The organism is Roseibium sp. (genome assembly GCF_965232425.1).
Lineage (GTDB): Bacteria > Pseudomonadota > Alphaproteobacteria > Rhizobiales > Stappiaceae > Roseibium.
This window is the reverse complement of sequence record NZ_OZ246971.1, coordinates 1053737-1069704: the sequence shown is the minus strand read 5'-3', so window position 1 is coordinate 1069704 and position 15968 is coordinate 1053737. Positions and strand designations below refer to the sequence as shown.

Sequence of the window (15968 nt, the reverse complement as noted above, 5' to 3'; positions counted from 1 at the left end):
GGAGGTTTACTCATGAACATTGCAGCGAAACTCGCTGGAGGCCTTGCATTGGCTGTCATGCTGTCCGGCACGGCAATGGCCAGCGAACCGGAGGCCTGCAAGACGGTGCGTTTCTCGGATGTCGGCTGGACGGACATCACGGCGACCACCGCTGCGACGTCGGTCGTGCTCGAAGCGCTCGGATACGAGCCCGAGGTCAAGATCCTCTCGGTTCCGGTGACCTACGCGTCCCTGAAGAACAAGGACATCGACGTCTTCCTCGGCAACTGGATGCCGACCATGGAAGGCGACATCAAGGCCTATCGCGAAGACGGGTCCGTCGAGACCGTGCGCGCCAATCTGGAAGGTGCGAAATACACGCTCGCCGTGCCGAAATACACCTATGACAAGGGCCTCAAGAGCTTTGCGGACATTGCCAAGTTCCGCGACGATCTCGACGGCAAGATCTACGGCATCGAGCCGGGCAACGACGGCAACCGTCTGATCATCGGCATGATCGACCAGAACCTCTTCGATCTGGAAGGGTTCGAGGTTGTCGAGTCCTCCGAACAGGGCATGCTCGCGCAGGTGGCCCGGGCCGGTAAGCGTGAAAACGACATCGTGTTCCTCGGCTGGGAACCGCACCCGATGAACGCCAATTTCGAAATGGCCTACCTGGAAGGCGGCGATGACATCTTCGGCCCGGACTTCGGTGGCGCCACCGTCTACACCAATGTCCGTGCCGGTTACGTCGGCGAATGCCCGAATGTCGGCAAGCTTCTGGAAAATCTCGAATTCTCGCTCGCGATGGAAAACGAGATCATGGGTGCGATCCTGAATGACGGCGAAGACCCGAACAAGGCGGCCGCCGCCTGGCTCAAGGTTCATCCGGCCACGTTCGAAAGCTGGCTTGTCGGGGTCAAGACCTTCGACGGCGGTGACAGCTTCGCCGCGGTCAAGGGTGCCCTTGGCGTCGAATAGGGCCTGACACAGCGCCGGTGCGGACCTTCCGCCCGGCGCATTTTTTTTGAACTGAGACGAAGCGGAGCAGCGGCTTGGACTGGCTTACAGAGTACAAATTGCCGATCGGGAAATGGGCGAAAGCCTTTTTTGACTGGCTGACCGTGAATGCCGCCTGGATCTTTGACGGCATCTCCATCTTTCTGGAGTCCCTGATCGACGGGATCCTGTGGTTGCTGCAAACCCCGCACCCGCTGGTCATCGTCGCCATCGCCGCAGGCATCGGCTACGCCGTTCACCGCACAATTGCATTCACCGCCTTTGTCATTCTGGCGCTGCTTCTGACGATCAACCAGGGTTATTGGGAAGAGACCACCGAAACGCTCGCGCTGGTGCTGGCGGCCGCGGTTGTCTGCATGGTCGCCGGTGTTCCGATTGGTGTTCTGGGCGCGCACAATCCACGTTTTTATGCCGCGATCCGGCCCGTGCTCGATCTCATGCAGACCATCCCCACCTTCGTCTACCTGATCCCGGCGCTGATCCTGTTCGGTCTCGGCATGGTGCCCGGCCTGATCGCGACAGTCATTTTCGCCATTCCCGCGCCGATCCGGTTGACGCAGCTTGGCGTTTCTTCCACACCGAAAGCGCTGCTGGAAGCGGGCGAGGCGTTTGGCGCGACGAAATCGCAGCTCCTCTGGAAGGTCGAGCTTCCCTATGCGCTGCCGCAGATCATGGCCGGTCTCACCCAGACCATCATGCTGTCGCTCTCCATGGTCGTCATCGCGGCTCTGGTCGGTGCCGATGGCCTCGGGGTGCCGACGCTCCGGGCACTGAACACCGTGAATATCGCCCAGGGTTTCGAGGTCGGCGTCTGCATCGTTCTGATCGCGATCGTGCTCGACAGGTTCTTCAGGAAAGAAGAAGGAGGCAAGCGATGACGGAAACAGCCACATCCCCGATCGTCTCCTTCCGCGATGTCGACATCGTTTTTGGAGACGACCCCAAATCGGCCTTGCCGATGATCGACACCGGCAAGACCCGGCAGGAAATCCAGGCGGAGACGGGCCAGATCCTGGGCGTTGCCGGCGCGAGTCTCGACATCCACGAGGGCGAGGTTCTGGTCCTGATGGGTCTGTCCGGCTCCGGAAAATCCACCTTGCTGCGTGCTGTCAACGGCCTCAATCCGGTGATCCGGGGCGAGGTCCAGGTTCACGACGGCAACAGCTACGTGAATCCGGAAACCTGCTCCGCGAACGATCTGCGCGAACTGCGCCGCAGCCGCATTGCCATGGTCTTCCAGCAATTCGGTCTCCTGCCCTGGCGCACCGTTTCGGAAAATGTCGGTTTTGGCCTTGAGCTCGCCGGCATGACTCCCAAGGACCGCGCGTCCAAGGTGGAGGAACAGCTGAAGCTCGTCGGCCTGTCCGGCTGGGGCGAGAAATACGTTCACGAGCTGTCCGGCGGCATGCAGCAGCGCGTCGGCCTCGCCCGCGCCTTCGCTACGGACGCCCCGATCCTGTTGATGGACGAGCCGTTCTCAGCGCTCGATCCGCTCATCCGCGACAAGTTGCAGGATGAACTCCTGGATCTTCAGAAGGAACTCAACCGGACGATCATCTTCGTCAGCCACGATCTGGACGAGGCGGCCAAGATCGGCTCGCGCATCGCCATCATGGAAGGCGGCCGGATCATCCAGCTCGGAACGCCGCAGGAAATCGTCAAGAACCCGGAAGACGGTTATGTCGCCGACTTCGTCAGCCACATGAACCCGCTCAATGTGCTCAGGGCACGTGACATCATGGTTCCGCCCGGCAGTCTGCCGGGATCCCTGGCGAGCGGGCTGACCTGCGAAGTGGGAACACCGGTACGCGAGGTCGCCAGACTGAAGCGGTCCAGCACCGAGCCCGTCGTGGTGCAGAAAGACGGCGCCATCGTCGGTGTCATCGGCGACGGCGAACTGCTCGACTGCATGCTGAAATGAGCCGAGGGCAACACTGCCCTCGACCCTCTCTCCAACTTAGCGCCGTTATCCCGGACGCAGCGCAGCGGTGATCCGGGATCGGTGAGCCACGGCGCCGGTTGCTGACCCTTGGCAGATCCGCAGTCACGGGCTCCCCGGTCCCGACACGCGCTGACGCTTGGCCGGGATGACGATGGCGGGGCTATTCAGGTCATCACCAGATCCGGTGACCTCATCCTGAGGAAGTGCGAAAGCACAGTCTTGAGGCAAGCATGTCTTCGCGGCGCCAACTTTCCAAAAACTACCCTCTCCCGATGGGAGAGGTAACCGCTTCGGCGGAAACACCGGTTTTCAATCCCCGGGTCTCATCCCTTGGAGGGCCCAAAAAAACACCTCCCGAGACAAACTGACAAGGCCGAGCGCGTGGCCTTACCCGATCGAAATCGGTCCGTAGAAGGTGCTCAGCAGGAGCAGGAGAAGCATGCAAAGCACGATTGCCGGAAAGGTCCAGTACAGGATACGGCGTTCGCGGCTAAACTTTGCCGACAGCAGAAAGTCATTCATGGCTTTGTTGGACCTTGCGACTTCGCTGGACGCGTCACGATAGTCTTCGGAAAAATTGTATCTGAGGAAGAGACGGATGATAACGCAGAAACATATCAGGAAACCGGCAACACTGCCCATCGTAAGCAGCGCAGCCGCAATCTGAAGTATGAGCGGTGATTGCGGTAGCTCTGGCATCATCAGGGTCTCCGGTGATTGGGAGAGAAAATTTTAAACTGCGAGCTGACGCCGGTCAGCATCCGAAAGAACAGGCGATAAATCCGGAAACAAAAACGGGGCCGCACGGCCCCGTTTTCAATTTGGCAGTTTTCCGGGTTCGAAACGAACCCATGAGCCTTAGAGAAGCTCGAGCTGTGCAGCCTGTTTGCCGCGACCGCGGCGATCGTCTTCTGCGACGAAGGAGATCTTCGCGCCTTCGACCGGCGCACCGATGCCTGCCTGTTCGAATGCTGTCACATGGACGAAGACGTCCTTGCCGCCGCTATCCGGCGTGATGAAACCGAAACCACGGTCGTGGTTGAAGAACTTGATGGTGCCGTTCTCGCGCATGGAGAAACCTTTCCGTTGTTTGTGCGCCTGCGGGAGGACCAGCAGAGCGCGGATATACGAGAAGTCAATAAGAAACGGAAAGCTTGGCTATTCAGAGCAACGCTTCAGAAGCGCCACCGAAATCAGTCTCACCGGGTCTTTCGTCATGTCCCGTACGGCGCAACGCGCGCCGATGCTCGACAATGTAGGTCTGAGCCAAGGGCGTGGCAAGTGAAACTAGTGTGAGTTTTCGCCGAAGCTCCGCGAATTCCAAATTCCGCGTTCCGGTCAGCGCTCAGACCATGGGTCCTGACAATGATACGGATGAGGTCTCGATGCCCCAGCGGCACGTCGACCGCGCGGTGTGCTGGCGGTCTCATGGTCCCGATTCGATGCATGCCTGGACAAATGACATCTGCGGAGTGCCTCCCGGACGCAGGATTCCGGCCCTGAAACCGGAAAAAAGGCAAATGTGACACCTTGTGACCCCGGTCACAGAGCTGGTCGAGGGTCAGCGCTATGGTCTTTTCATGAGCTGAGGCAGGGAAACATTCAGGGCCTCGCAACCATGAAGGGACTTTAGAATGTTTAAGAAAATCGCTACCACCACCACCGCCCTCGCTCTCGTTGCCGGTGTTGTTCTTACCTCTCAGACAACCACTGCCGAAGCTGGAAACGGCTGGCGCGTCGGTGCAGGCATTGCAGGCGGTATCGCCGCTGGCGCCATCATCGGTTCCGCCCTGGCGCGGCCCCGTTACGCACCGCCGACCTACGTTGCTCCGCCGCCGGCCTACTACCCGGCACCGGCTCCGGTCGTCACTTACCGTCCGGCTCCGTGGACCCCGGCTTGGTACAACTACTGCCACGCGAAATATCGTTCGTTCAACCCGAACACTGGCTACTTCCTGGCCTATTCCGGTCAGTACAAGTTCTGCCGCTAAGGTTTTGAAGGTTGCGGAGCCGGATCGCCGGCTCCCGCCGAACAAGGACAATGCGACTCAGCCGGTTCAGATGCGGCACAAAGTGCCCCCCGGCGTCTCCCTGCAAGGTCTCCTCCCAACCTTGCAGGGAGTTTTTATTTTGCCCCGGAGATGCGCCTGGCAGCGCGCATGATGGTTTCAAGCTGATTCAGAAACCTTGACCGGTCGGCCTTGGTGAAAGACGGACCGCCTTCGCGGATTTCGCCGGTTTCCCTCAGATGCGTGTTGAGATCGCGCATGGCGAGGCGCATGCCGATACCGTCTTCCCGGAATGGTTTCCCGGTCGGACCGATCACCAGGGCCCCCGCCTTGACGCAACGCGCCGCAAGCGGCACGTCCGCCGTCACCACGACATCGCCTTCTTTCGCCCGTTCGGCGATCCAGTTGTCGGCCTCGTCCGGTCCTTCGGGGACGACGACCCGCTCGATAAGGTCGCCTTCCGGCAGCCGCATCCAGCTGTTTGAAACGAATTTTATTTCGACCTTGTGCCGCTCGCCGACCCGGACGGCTTCGTCCTTCACCGGGCAGGCATCCGCGTCCACGAAAAGGACCGTCATGGCTTGTGTCCTGCTTTGTCTGTTTTCAGATAGGTCGTGATTGCCGAAGCCGCGCGATGCGCCGTTGCAAAACAGGCCTGCAGCAGATAACCGCCGGTCGGTGCTTCCCAATCGAGCATTTCCCCGGCCGCAAAGACACCGGGGATCTTCTTGAGCATCAGTGTGTCCTCAAGCTCGTCAAGCGCGATACCACCCGCCGAGGAAATCGCGCGATCGATCGGATAGGGGGCCTTGCTGGTCAGTTTCACGCGCTTGATTCGATCTGAAAGGGACGCAGGATCATCCGGCAGCGGACCGGTTTCATGCAGCAGGGCAATTTCGACGGGCTTCAGTCTGAGTGCCTTTTTCAGGAACGTGGACCATGTCTGTTTTCCCCGGGGACGGGCAAGTTTTTCCGCAAGCTGGCCGGCTGACAGTCCGGGACGCAGGTCGATTTCAAGTTCCGCCGAACCGAGACGGTTGATGGTATCCCGGATTTCGGCGGACAGGGCATAGACTGCACCGCCCTCCAGCCCCTTTTCGGAAAGAATGGCTTCGCCAAGCACGTGGTGGCCGGCAAGGCACAGGCCGATCCGTTTTAGCGGAGAGCCGGAAAACCTGTCTTTCAGAAACGGGCTCCAGGCAATCTCGAAGCCGCAATTCGCCGCTTGGAACGGCGTCACCTTCACGCCGCGTTTCTCAAGCAGCGGCACCCAGGCCGCCGTCGATCCGAGTTTCGGCCAGCTGGCGCCGCCCAGGGCGAGCAAGATGGCGCGTGCTCCGATTTCGCATGTCTCTCCGTTTTCCGATTGAACGATTGCCATGTTTGACGCGGACAGTCCTGTGAGCGACTGCCGGGTCTTGAGTGAAACGCCGCGATCCTGAAGCTGTCTGAGGAGGGCGCGCAACAGGGGGGACGCTTTCATCGCGACGGGAAAGACGCGGCCGCTTGAACCGACAAACGTGTCCTGCCCGAGCCCGTGGCACCAGTCAGTCAGGGCCTTGGGCGGAAACGCCTCGATCAGGGGGGCGAGAAACGGCGCTGCCTCGCGGTAACGGTCAACAAACGTGTCCAGGTCTTCGCTGTGGGTGATGTTGAGCCCGCCGCGCCCGGCCATCAGGAACTTTCGCGCAGGCGACGGCATCCGGTCGATGATCTCAACCTTAAGGCCCGCGGCCGCCAAACGGTCGGCCGCGTAAAGGCCGGCCGGTCCGGCTCCGATGACGAGGACATCAAGCATGCCGCCTTATAGGGCGACTTGCGTTCACAACGCCACACCTGAATGGCCTTGCAAACCGCTCATCACCTTTCGCACCCGCAGCCGCACCGTTTCGGCACGGCCCGGCAAGTTTTTGTTATCCCTCTCGTGAGACCATGAAACGGGAAACAACCAGAGCCCGGCGGGCGACCGGCCGGGCACCGGCGAAAGAGTGTTTCATGGATGAGCCAGGCGACCTGATTGTCGTTGCAGATCATGACGAAGCCGTCAGGCGTGGCTTCGAACGCCTTTTCGGCGACCATCACAAGGTGGCCTGCTTTGCCGAATCCGAGGAAGCTCTGCGTTTTCTCAAGCAGAATCCGGCCACCTGCGTGATCTTTTCCTGCTACCACCTGCCGGGCCGGGGCGGGACGGCCTTCCTGCGCGCATCGGAAATGATTGTTCCACAGGCGGCGCGTGTCATGCTGACACGCGAGACGTCCGCGGAGGCCATCAAAAAGGCGCTCAACGAGGCGCATGCCTTCATCTATCTTGAAAAGCCCTGTCCGCAGGAAGAGCTTGCCAGCGCGCTTGAAACCGCATTGGCCCATCACAGGCAGCAGGCGAAGGACCGGCTGCTCCTGGAACGCACCCTTGCTGGGTCGGTCAAGCTGCTGATCGACATGCTGGCGCTGTTCCATCCCGAAGCGTTCCGGCGCACCGGGATCGTGCGCAAACAGGCGCTCAAGATCGCGCAGGAAGTCGGCATCCGCAAAACCTGGGAACTGGAGATGGCGGTCATGCTGTCACCGCTGGGGGAAGCCCTTCTGCCGAAACAGATCCTGGCCCGTTACCGCGCCGCGCGCGGCCTGACGGAGCAGGAACGCGACGTGCTGGACCGCTCGCCCGTGCAGACCCGTGACCTGTTGCAGAACATTCCGCATCTGGAGAAGGTATCGGAGTTTCTCTACCTGTCCGCGCGCGGCTTCGACGGGTCCGGCTTCCCGAAAGACGGTCCCACGGGCGAGGACATTCCCATGATCTCGCGCATCCTGAAGCTGCTGACGGACCTGTGGTATGCCAGTCCGGAAGGCGGGCCGGATGCCGCTGCCTTCGAGGCGCTGGCGATCAAGCGGACCAAATATGACCAGAAGCTTCTGGAAATCGCCAGAAAGGTCCTTCTGGAAGAGGGGCTGGAGGACCGCAGCGGGCAGATTTCGGAGTGCAACATCCACTCGCTCCGGCCCGGCGATATTCTGGTCGATGATGTGCTTACGGAGACCAGCCACGAACTTGTCCTGTCCCGCGATCACACCCTGACACCGACGACCATCCGCCGCCTGGAACACTTCCACCACACCACGGGCGTGCGCCAGCCGATCCGGGTCGAACGGCATGCGGTGCCAAAGGAGGCACTGGGCGCGACGGGGTAGGGCTGGGCACGGTCTGGAGACAGAAGGCGTCCGGGCCGCCTGCGCAAAGTCTACTCTCCCTGCTTCTCCAGCAATTCTGCTTCGTACGCTTTCGCGACGCGCAGAAACCGCGCGTGCGCGTAATTCACGGACAGGATGAACCCCCACCAGCCGTATTTACGGTACTTGCGCACGAAATACGCCTTGAAGAAACTCACCGGAAACTCCGTCAGCAGGCGGCTCCGGGGCAGTTTGCGCCCGCGTGCGCGCATGTCTTCCACCTGCATGCCCGAATAGCGGTTGTACTTGCCGACCTGAAAATCGAGCGAGCGGATGGACCGATGCGCCATGATCCCGGCCAGGTTGTCGATCGTTGCACCGTCTTCGGGGCGCACCGTATCGTGAACGGTCGATGCGGAAAAACGCCCCTTCCGGCGGTCGTAAAGGCGGATCTGGTGATAGCCGTAGGCCCAGGGCGCGGGGGCCTCTTCGTGGGCATACATGTCCCGGATCATGATCCGCCAGCCGTCGGCCGTCCCGTAGCTGCCGTCGGCGAATTTCGACTTGATTTCGTCTGCAAGCTCCGGCGTGACTTCCTCGTCCGCGTCGAGGTTGAGCAGCCAGTCGTTACGGCATTGCTCTTCGCCGTAGCGTTTTTGCGGGCCGTATCCCTTCCAGTCATGGTGCACCACCCGCGCACCAAGCTTTTCGGCAACGGCCACAGTGTCGTCCGTGGAGCCGCTGTCGACGACGATCACCTCGTCCACCCAGTCGACGACGCTCCGGATCGGCCGGCTGATCCGGTCGGCTTCGTTCTTGGAAATGATGAACGCGGACAGGGGCAGGCGGTCGGTCATTCAGGGTCCGGCAAGGTGTCGACAGGGGCCGGAGGATGTCCGGTGCGCCTTTTTAGCCGCACCGGAAGGCGATTTGAAGCAGGGATTTCAGGATTTCACCCTAGCAAAGCATGCATCCAGTCCGCCGAGCGAGATCATGCCGCCTTCGGCGGTTCCGGTGAAACCGGGCGCTTCGAGGTTTTCAAGGGCAAGTCCGTCCAGCGTGATGGTCGCCGGGTCTGCCGACAGATTGAAGGCGCACAGGGTGGTCTCGTCCTTGAAGCTCCGGGTGAAGACCAGCGTGTCGTCCGGGCTTTCCAGGAAGACCATGTCGCCCTTCTTGAGCGGCATCCTGTTCTGCCGCCAGGCAAAAAAGGCACGGTTCCGGTTCAGGATCGAGCCTGCGTCTTTGTCCTGCTCGGAGGCGGCCAGCTGCAGATGTTCGCTGGCGACCGGCAACCAGGGGTCGGCCTCGGAAAACCCGCCATTGGCGTTGTTGTTCACCCATGGCATCGGCGTGCGGCAGCCGTCGCGGCCCTTGTATTCCGGCCAGAAGCGGATGCCGTAGGGGTCCTGCAGCTGTTCAAACGGCACCTCGACCTGAGGCAGGCCAAGCTCTTCGCCCTGGTAGAGACAGGGCGTGCCGCGCAGGCTTGCGCAGAGCGCCGCTCCCAGGGGTGCGAACCTGGCAAGGTCCTTGCCGTCTCCCCAGCGGCTGGCGACCCTCTGGACATCGTGATTGGACAGCGCCCAGCTGGCCCAGCCCGAGCCGATCCCGGCATTCATTTCCTCGACGATCCGACGGATATAGGCCGCCGAGTGCTGCGGCGTCAGCAGATCGAAGCTGTAGGCCATGTGAATGCGCTTGTTCTCTTCCGTGTAGGACGCCGTCAGTTCCACGGCCTGACCGTCCGCGCCGATCTCGCCAACGGATGTTGCACCCGGATACCTGTCGAGCAGCGCCCGGAACCGTTCGAGAAAGGCGAGGTTTTCCGGCCGGGTCTTGTCGTAGATGTGGTTCTGAAACCCGTAGGGGTTGGTCGGATCCACGGTGGATGGTGTCTCGTCTGAGCTGAGCGGCGGGTTGTCCCGCAATTCCGCGTCGTGAAAATAGAAGTTCACCGTGTCCAGGCGGAAGCCGTCCACGCCGCGATCGAGCCAGAACCGGGCCACATCCAGAACCGCGTCCTGAACGTCCCTGTTGTGGAAGTTGAGATCAGGCTGGCTGGTCAGAAAATTATGCATGTAGAACTGGCAGCGGCGGCTGTCCCATTCCCAGGCCGGTCCGCCGAACAGCGAAAGCCAGTTGTTGGGCGGTGTCCCGTCGGGCTTGCTGTCGGCCCAGACATACCAGTCCGCCTTGGCATTGTCCTTCGAAGACCGGCTTTCCTTGAACCACGCGTGCTGATCGGACGTGTGCGAGATGACAAGGTCGATCATGACCTTCAGCCCGCGTTCATGTGCGGCGCGGGTCATGCGGTCGAAATCGGCGAGCGATCCGAACATCGGATCGACATCTTCATAGTCGGAGACGTCATACCCGAAATCGTCCATGGGAGAAGTGAAGAACGGCGACAGCCAGATGGCATCGACCCCGAGCGAGGCGATGTAATCCATGCGTTCGGTGACGCCGTTGAGATCGCCGATACCGTCATTGTTGGAATCGTTGAAGGAGCGCGGATAGATCTGGTAGATCACCGCACCCCGCCACCAGTCCCGATCTCCGATCGTTTCCTCGGGCATGACGGCCTCCTGGCCGGTTTCGGCTTCTTCAAACATTGCCGGTCTCCGTTCCGCGTCTTGCGGGATGTGAATTCAAAGCGCTTTGAATGGCTATATGCCGCGGATCGCGAGGTCAAGTTACAACGCACGAAAAGTCGTGTTCAGGGGACAAGATTCTGCGTCTTGAGCCGCCTGACGCGGTTGAAAAGAAAAAACCGGCCCTGTTACCAGGACCGGCGAAACGCGACGTAATTGCCTCAAAAGAAGAAATTGTTTTGAACAAAGGCACTGCTAAGCGATCGGCATGACAGTCGCGTGAACAAAATATTAAAAAACTGCCGTTTTGACAGGAAGGAGAGCTTGCTGGGCAAGAGATTAGATTTTTGAAACTTCAAGATATTGAAATTTATGATGAAAAATAAAAACAATGACGTTTAGGTCAATTTCCTGTTGCAATACGTGTTTGAAGCTGGGAGTGTCCGGTGCAGCGAAGTTCCCATATGGTAAGGGAAAGGCTGTTTGCCGCGCTTGAAACGGCTGCGGGACGCGTTTCTTTGCCACAGGATGCATTTGGAGGAAATCTCATGACGGCGGCAATGGTTGGGTGGGCGCATATGCCCTTCGGCAAGCATGCGGAAGAAACCGTTGAAAGCATGATCGTCAAGGTGGCGGTCGATGCCATTCACGACGCGGGCATCGGACCCGAAGACGTCGACGAAATCCTGCTTGGTCACTTCAATGCAGGCTTCTCGGCCCAGGACTTCACGGCTTCACTGGTACTTCAGGCCGATCCGGCTCTGCGCTTCAAGCCGGCGACGCGTGTCGAAAATGCCTGCGCGACGGGCTCGGCCGCCGTTCATCAGGGTGTCCGCGCGATTGCCTCCGGCGATGCGCGCATTGTCCTTGTCGTCGGCGTGGAGCAGATGACCACAACGCCCGGTCCCGAGATCGGCAAGAACCTTCTGAAAGCCTCCTATCTGAAGGAAGAGGGCGACATCCCGGCGGGTTTCGCCGGTGTCTTCGGCAAGATCGCCGACGCCTATTTCCAGAAATTCGGTGACCAGTCCGACGCCCTTGCCAAGATTGCCGCAAAGAACCACAAGAACGGCACCGGCAACCCCTACGCCCAGATGCGCAAGGACCTCGGCTTCGAGTTCTGCCGGGCGGAAAGCGAAAAGAACCCGTTCGTGGCCGGTCCGCTGAAACGGACGGACTGCTCGCTCGTGTCCGACGGTGCGGCGGCACTTGTCCTGACCGATCCGGCAACGGCGCTCGGCATGAAAAAGGCGGTTGCCTTCCGCGGCATGGCGCATGTGCAGGATTTCCTGCCGATGTCGCGCCGGGATATTCTGAAATTCGAAGGCTGCTCGAAGGCCTGGGGCGAAGCGCTGGGCGATGCCAATCTGGCCCTCGACGATCTGTCTTTCGTCGAGACCCATGACTGTTTCACCATCGCCGAACTGCTCGAATACGAAGCCATGGGTCTGACGGCGGAAGGCGAGGGCGCCAGGGCCATTCTGGAAGGCTGGACCGAGATGGACGGCAAGCTCCCGGTCAACCCGTCCGGCGGCCTGAAATCAAAGGGTCATCCGATTGGCGCAACCGGCGTTTCCATGCATGTCCTGACCGCCATGCAGCTCACCGGCTCGGCCGGCGACATCCAGGTCAAGGACGCGGAAATCGGCGGCATCTTCAACATGGGCGGCGCCGCGGTTGCCAACTTCGTTTCGGTCATGCAGGCCATGCGCTAGGCACTGAAAGACCTCCAACGAAAGAGCCGGCGGCTTCCGCCGGCTTTTTTGTCTTGTTCCAAACCGGGCCACGAGACTGTTTCCCGGATTGACCACCAACTCTGTGCCTCTCCGATCCCGGATCTCCGCGTCGCTGCGTCCGGGATGGCGAAGGCTGGAAGAAACCGTCATTCCGGACCCGTGCAGCGCAAGCTGCGCGCCGATCCGGAACCAGAAGTATTTCGCACCGAAGGCGCGGCTTATCATAGCGGCATCGGGAAGAGTGTTCGCTGCGCTCACGCAGATCTCTAGATTCCAGATCGGCGTTCGGCTCCGCCTCACTTGTCTGGAATGACGACGGGTGAACGTAACAACATCCGCCGCCACCCCGCGTGAACACCGTGAGATCCTGGTACACCCTCGCCATCGTCATCCCGGCCATGCGCAGCGCGGGCCGGGACCGGAGAGCCCGGTGCTCGGTCTGATCAGGTTGAAAACGGGAAGCAAGCATTTGCTGTTTTCCGGCCTTCAGCCGCGCTCCAGCCAGGATGGCAAGTGCAACCGGACGAGGGCGCCGCGCAAGACCCGGCTTCCTTGCGAAGCGGACCAAAGCCGACCCACTCTTTATTGCGTGTTGGAAAGTTGTACGGAACATGCCAGCGTATCGGAGATGAGGAACCAACGCACAGACAAGAAGCCGTTGCAGTAGATGACCGAGCAGACGGGTAACGACGAGGCACTGCCGGCAAACGGTGAGACACACATCAGGCGGGATTGGGGGCGAACGCTCGCACTGCTTGTCATTTGCGTCGGGATCGTTGCCGCGTCCCTCTACGGCGTGCTGACGGAACCGGATGGTTACTATGACCGGCGTTTTCGAAACGCCTCTTTCATCATGCTGCCCGTTTTTTCGGTATTGTCTGTTTTCGTTCTCTACAGGTGCTTCGTTCCCTGGGGGCCGCCCGTGCGGATAAACGCGGAAGGCTTTGCCGATTTTCGGGCCGGAAACGTCTGGATTCCGTGGAGCGAGATCAGCAACGTCGTGCGCAAGGGGGAGTATGTGTCGCTGACCCTGCGCAGGAAATACGCCAGGTCCTACCCGTTCTCCCTCTCCCAAAAGGCGCTCAAGGCATCGCGAAAGTCTGCGGGACCAACCCATGTCCTGATCGCGGCCTGGTGCCTGAAAACCGACAGTCACCGCCTCCTGGACACGATCAGGGCCTACAGAAACGGGAACTGAAAAGCTGCGTCACGCCGGCCCGGGTCAAAGCCCGGACAGCGTGACGAACCGCCTTCCAACACCTGCCGCTCTACTGGATTGCCGCCATCGCGCGGCTGAACCCGGTGAGGGGAATCTCGATCGCCTGCCGCTTTCCCGCCATCGGTGCATAGTCCACCTTGAGTTTCGCTCCCGCCTTCATGGCATCGATCATGCCGGGTGACGCCGGCGCAGAAAGAAAACACCCCTGCGTGTTGCAGCTGCCGACCGCAAAATCGCCCATGGCTGTGCCATCGACCGACAGCTTGACCTGCCCGGGAATGTGAATTCCGAGCGGCAGCACCATCTGAAGAACCGGGGCCGCCTTGTTTGCCGGGTAGATGATGTCGACCTTGAGGAGCAGCCGGCCGTTTTCCTGGGCCCGGACGCTCTGTGAGGATTCGCAGATCAGGGCGTCGGACGTTCTGGATGCTCCAACGCAGCGCGTTTGCCAGAGGACATCCTTGTCTGATTTTTGGGCCGCGTCCTGTGCGGTCGCAGAAACGGAAAAGCCGAGCAGGCAGAAAAGGAATGCAGCCGGAAGGGATTGCTTCAGGGAAGTCATGAGGCCTTCATTTGTCTGTGCGTCTGGCGCTCAGGCAATCAAGACTGCCGGTGACAGGTCCCCCACGACGAGTCGATGTGCCATGATGCGGCCTGAAGGCGTTTTTTTCAATGGATACCGTAAATTGCACCCCGGCCGGAACCGGAATCGGTCATTCGGCGCGTCTGCAAAAAACTATTCCTCATCCGTGCTGAGCTTTGAAAACAGGTGCCCGGAACTTCTCGGATCGGCAAATTACATTAGAGCCATCAAACTGGGATTGGAGACCCTGCAGGATGGCCAGCCGCCGCGGTGACATTGTGAAAACGCTGAAAAAGCCCGAAGACCGGCTCGATGTATTTCCCGCATTCGTGAAAGTCGCGGGACGGCGCGTGCTTGTGGTCGGGCATGGCGGCGAAGCAGCGGCAAAGGTGCGTCTGCTCGGCGAGACCAATGCGGCAATCGTCGTCATCGGCAAGGAGATTGAGCCCGACCTGGGCGAAGCAATCGAGCTGTTCCAGGCAGAGCACGTCGCCGAGGACTTCCGGCCGGCGCACCTGACGGGTGCCGCCCTGGTCTTTTCGGCACGCGAGGACTGGGATCTCGACAAGGCCGTTGTCGATGCGGCCCGGATCATGGGTGTGCCCGTCAATGCCGTCGACAAACCCGAGCTCTGCGACTTCTACACCGGCGCGCTGGTAAACCGAGCGCCGATAGCCGTCGCCATCACCTCGACCGGCGTCGGCCCGGTCCTGTCCCGGCATATCCGGGCGCGTATCGAGGCAATGCTGCCGCGCGCGACCGGTCAACTGGCGCGGCTTGCGGAGAGCTTCCGCGATGCGGCGACCAAGGTGATCTCCGACGGCGCCCTGCGCCGGAATTTCTGGGCGCGGTTTTTCTCCGGGTCGGTTGCAACGAACCTTTATGCCGGCAAGCCGGAGATCGCACGTGCCGAGGCGCAACGCCTCCTGAACGGCATGGCGGACGAGCCGGGATTTGTCTGGCTGGTCGGCGCCGGTCCCGGAGCCGAAGATCTCCTGACCTTGCGGGCACAGCGTCTTCTCCAGGAAGCGGATGTCATCGTACACGACGCCCTCGTTCCCGCGAGCGTTGTCGCCATGGGCCGGCGCGACGCGGAACGCATTTCGGTGGGCAAGCGCAAGGGCGCACACTCCGTGCCGCAATCCGAGATCTGCGAGCTGCTTGTGGAACTGGGCGGCAAGGGTTTGAAAGTCGTGCGTCTCAAGGCGGGAGATCCGATGATCTTCGGCCGGGCAGCAGAGGAAATGGAGGCACTCCGCGCGGGCGGGATCGGATTCGAGATCGTGCCGGGCGTGACTGCAGCCTTCGCCGCCGCGGCCTCGGCCCAGATCCCGCTGACCCTGCGCGGCGTTGCCTCCAACCTCGTCTTTGCGACCGGGCACAACGCCAAGTCCGAAACACTGCCCGATTGGGCCGGGCTTGCCCTCAAGGGCGCGACCGTTGCCGTCTACATGGGCCGGACTGTTGCCGCTGCCGTTGCCGACAAGATGATCGGCGCGGGGCTTCGTCCCGAGACCCCGGTCGCGGTGGTCGAAAATGCGGCGCATGCCGACGAACGCCTGTTTGCCGGATCCCTTTCCGAACTCGCTGTCCTGTCGAACCGGGCGGAAATCGAGGGCCCGGTCCTCATAGTCGTTGGCGAGGCCGTCGGCCACGCCGCCCTGAACAAGGCTGAACCGCTGGCGCCGCTTGAAGTTGCGCATGCGGCGGTCGCCTGA

The 15968-nt window shown here is 60.9% G+C and carries 15 protein-coding genes; 8 read left to right on the top strand and 7 right to left on the bottom strand.

Translation table 11 applies throughout. From position 1 onward, the window contains the following. Positions 1-12: 12 nt before the first annotated feature. From ACO08A_RS04945 to choV, 3 genes are all read left to right on the top strand, one after another. Entirely contained in the window at positions 13-960 is a 948-nt protein-coding gene (locus ACO08A_RS04945; RefSeq protein WP_422040089.1) for a choline ABC transporter substrate-binding protein, read from the top strand. Between the two features lie 74 nt (positions 961-1034). Continuing rightward, entirely contained in the window at positions 1035-1877 is an 843-nt protein-coding gene (choW, locus tag ACO08A_RS04940) for a choline ABC transporter permease subunit (protein ID WP_421981478.1), read from the top strand. After that, positions 1874-2920 (top strand): choline ABC transporter ATP-binding protein, encoded by a 1047-nt coding sequence (gene choV, locus ACO08A_RS04935; protein WP_422040088.1) that lies wholly within the window; start codon positions 1874-1876, stop codon positions 2918-2920. The genes choW and choV overlap by 4 nt, the downstream gene beginning before the upstream one ends. 408 nt (positions 2921-3328) lie before the next feature. Here choV and ACO08A_RS04930 read toward each other — a convergent pair whose 3' ends face one another. Further along, a complete protein-coding gene (locus ACO08A_RS04930) occupies positions 3329-3643 on the bottom strand; it encodes a hypothetical protein (RefSeq protein ID WP_422040087.1) in 315 nt (104 codons plus the stop codon). A 156-nt stretch (positions 3644-3799) separates the two neighbouring features. Next, complete coding sequence (locus ACO08A_RS04925) at positions 3800-4012, bottom strand: cold-shock protein (protein ID WP_422040086.1); 213 nt, start codon at positions 4010-4012, stop codon at positions 3800-3802. 563 nt (positions 4013-4575) lie between these two features. Here ACO08A_RS04925 and ACO08A_RS04920 point away from each other — a divergent pair. Next, positions 4576-4932 (top strand): BA14K family protein, encoded by a 357-nt coding sequence (locus ACO08A_RS04920; protein ID WP_421981482.1) that lies wholly within the window; start codon positions 4576-4578, stop codon positions 4930-4932. Positions 4933-5066: 134 nt separating this feature from the next. On the opposite strand, the gene ACO08A_RS04915 is transcribed toward ACO08A_RS04920, so the two are convergent. Then, positions 5067-5528: a YaiI/YqxD family protein gene (locus tag ACO08A_RS04915; RefSeq protein ID WP_422040085.1), complete on the bottom strand. Its 462-nt coding sequence runs from the start codon at positions 5526-5528 to the stop codon at positions 5067-5069. After that, complete coding sequence (locus ACO08A_RS04910) at positions 5525-6748, bottom strand: NAD(P)/FAD-dependent oxidoreductase (protein WP_422040084.1); 1224 nt, start codon at positions 6746-6748, stop codon at positions 5525-5527. The genes ACO08A_RS04915 and ACO08A_RS04910 overlap by 4 nt, the downstream gene beginning before the upstream one ends. Before the next feature lie 197 nt (positions 6749-6945). On the opposite strand from ACO08A_RS04910, the gene ACO08A_RS04905 reads away from it, so the two are divergent. Then, the gene (locus tag ACO08A_RS04905; protein WP_422040083.1) at positions 6946-8139 is read left to right on the top strand and encodes an HD domain-containing phosphohydrolase; all 1194 of its coding nucleotides are present in this window, start codon (positions 6946-6948) and stop codon (positions 8137-8139) included. A 50-nt stretch (positions 8140-8189) separates the two neighbouring features. On the opposite strand, the gene ACO08A_RS04900 is transcribed toward ACO08A_RS04905, so the two are convergent. Both ACO08A_RS04900 and ACO08A_RS04895 read right to left on the bottom strand, forming a co-directional pair. Further along, a complete protein-coding gene (locus ACO08A_RS04900) occupies positions 8190-8975 on the bottom strand; it encodes a glycosyltransferase family 2 protein (RefSeq protein ID WP_422040082.1) in 786 nt (261 codons plus the stop codon). Positions 8976-9062: 87 nt separating this feature from the next. Continuing rightward, a complete protein-coding gene (locus ACO08A_RS04895) occupies positions 9063-10733 on the bottom strand; it encodes an alpha-glucosidase family protein (RefSeq protein WP_422040081.1) in 1671 nt (556 codons plus the stop codon). A 527-nt stretch (positions 10734-11260) separates the two neighbouring features. Here ACO08A_RS04895 and ACO08A_RS04890 point away from each other — a divergent pair. Then, the gene (locus ACO08A_RS04890) at positions 11261-12427 is read left to right on the top strand and encodes an acetyl-CoA acetyltransferase (protein ID WP_422040080.1); all 1167 of its coding nucleotides are present in this window, start codon (positions 11261-11263) and stop codon (positions 12425-12427) included. 688 nt (positions 12428-13115) lie between these two features. Then, entirely contained in the window at positions 13116-13646 is a 531-nt protein-coding gene (locus ACO08A_RS04885; protein ID WP_422040079.1) for a hypothetical protein, read from the top strand. A gap of 70 nt (positions 13647-13716) precedes the next feature. Here ACO08A_RS04885 and ACO08A_RS04880 read toward each other — a convergent pair whose 3' ends face one another. Further along, on the bottom strand, positions 13717-14229 hold the full coding sequence (locus tag ACO08A_RS04880; protein WP_422040078.1) for an invasion associated locus B family protein: 513 nt from the start codon (positions 14227-14229) through the stop codon (positions 13717-13719). Positions 14230-14504: 275 nt separating this feature from the next. On the opposite strand from ACO08A_RS04880, the gene cysG reads away from it, so the two are divergent. Next, on the top strand, positions 14505-15968 hold the full coding sequence (cysG, locus tag ACO08A_RS04875) for a siroheme synthase CysG (RefSeq protein ID WP_422040077.1): 1464 nt from the start codon (positions 14505-14507) through the stop codon (positions 15966-15968).

What these genes read in the sequence shown, in the direction of transcription:
- ACO08A_RS04925 (WP_422040086.1), bottom strand. Translation starts at nt 4,012, where the DNA reads ATGCGCGAGAACGGCACCATCAAGTTCTTCAACCACGACCGTGGTTTC.
- ACO08A_RS04930 (WP_422040087.1), bottom strand. Translation starts at nt 3,643, where the DNA reads ATGATGCCAGAGCTACCGCAATCACCGCTCATACTTCAGATTGCGGCT.
- ACO08A_RS04945 (WP_422040089.1), top strand. Translation starts at nt 13, where the DNA reads ATGAACATTGCAGCGAAACTCGCTGGAGGCCTTGCATTGGCTGTCATG.
- ACO08A_RS04900 (WP_422040082.1), bottom strand. Translation starts at nt 8,975, where the DNA reads ATGACCGACCGCCTGCCCCTGTCCGCGTTCATCATTTCCAAGAACGAA.
- ACO08A_RS04910 (WP_422040084.1), bottom strand. Translation starts at nt 6,748, where the DNA reads ATGCTTGATGTCCTCGTCATCGGAGCCGGACCGGCCGGCCTTTACGCG.
- cysG (WP_422040077.1), top strand. Translation starts at nt 14,505, where the DNA reads ATGGCCAGCCGCCGCGGTGACATTGTGAAAACGCTGAAAAAGCCCGAA.
- ACO08A_RS04920 (WP_421981482.1), top strand. Translation starts at nt 4,576, where the DNA reads ATGTTTAAGAAAATCGCTACCACCACCACCGCCCTCGCTCTCGTTGCC.
- choV (WP_422040088.1), top strand. Translation starts at nt 1,874, where the DNA reads ATGACGGAAACAGCCACATCCCCGATCGTCTCCTTCCGCGATGTCGAC.
- ACO08A_RS04880 (WP_422040078.1), bottom strand. Translation starts at nt 14,229, where the DNA reads ATGACTTCCCTGAAGCAATCCCTTCCGGCTGCATTCCTTTTCTGCCTG.
- ACO08A_RS04885 (WP_422040079.1), top strand. Translation starts at nt 13,116, where the DNA reads ATGACCGAGCAGACGGGTAACGACGAGGCACTGCCGGCAAACGGTGAG.
- ACO08A_RS04905 (WP_422040083.1), top strand. Translation starts at nt 6,946, where the DNA reads ATGGATGAGCCAGGCGACCTGATTGTCGTTGCAGATCATGACGAAGCC.
- ACO08A_RS04895 (WP_422040081.1), bottom strand. Translation starts at nt 10,733, where the DNA reads ATGTTTGAAGAAGCCGAAACCGGCCAGGAGGCCGTCATGCCCGAGGAA.
- ACO08A_RS04890 (WP_422040080.1), top strand. Translation starts at nt 11,261, where the DNA reads ATGACGGCGGCAATGGTTGGGTGGGCGCATATGCCCTTCGGCAAGCAT.
- ACO08A_RS04915 (WP_422040085.1), bottom strand. Translation starts at nt 5,528, where the DNA reads ATGACGGTCCTTTTCGTGGACGCGGATGCCTGCCCGGTGAAGGACGAA.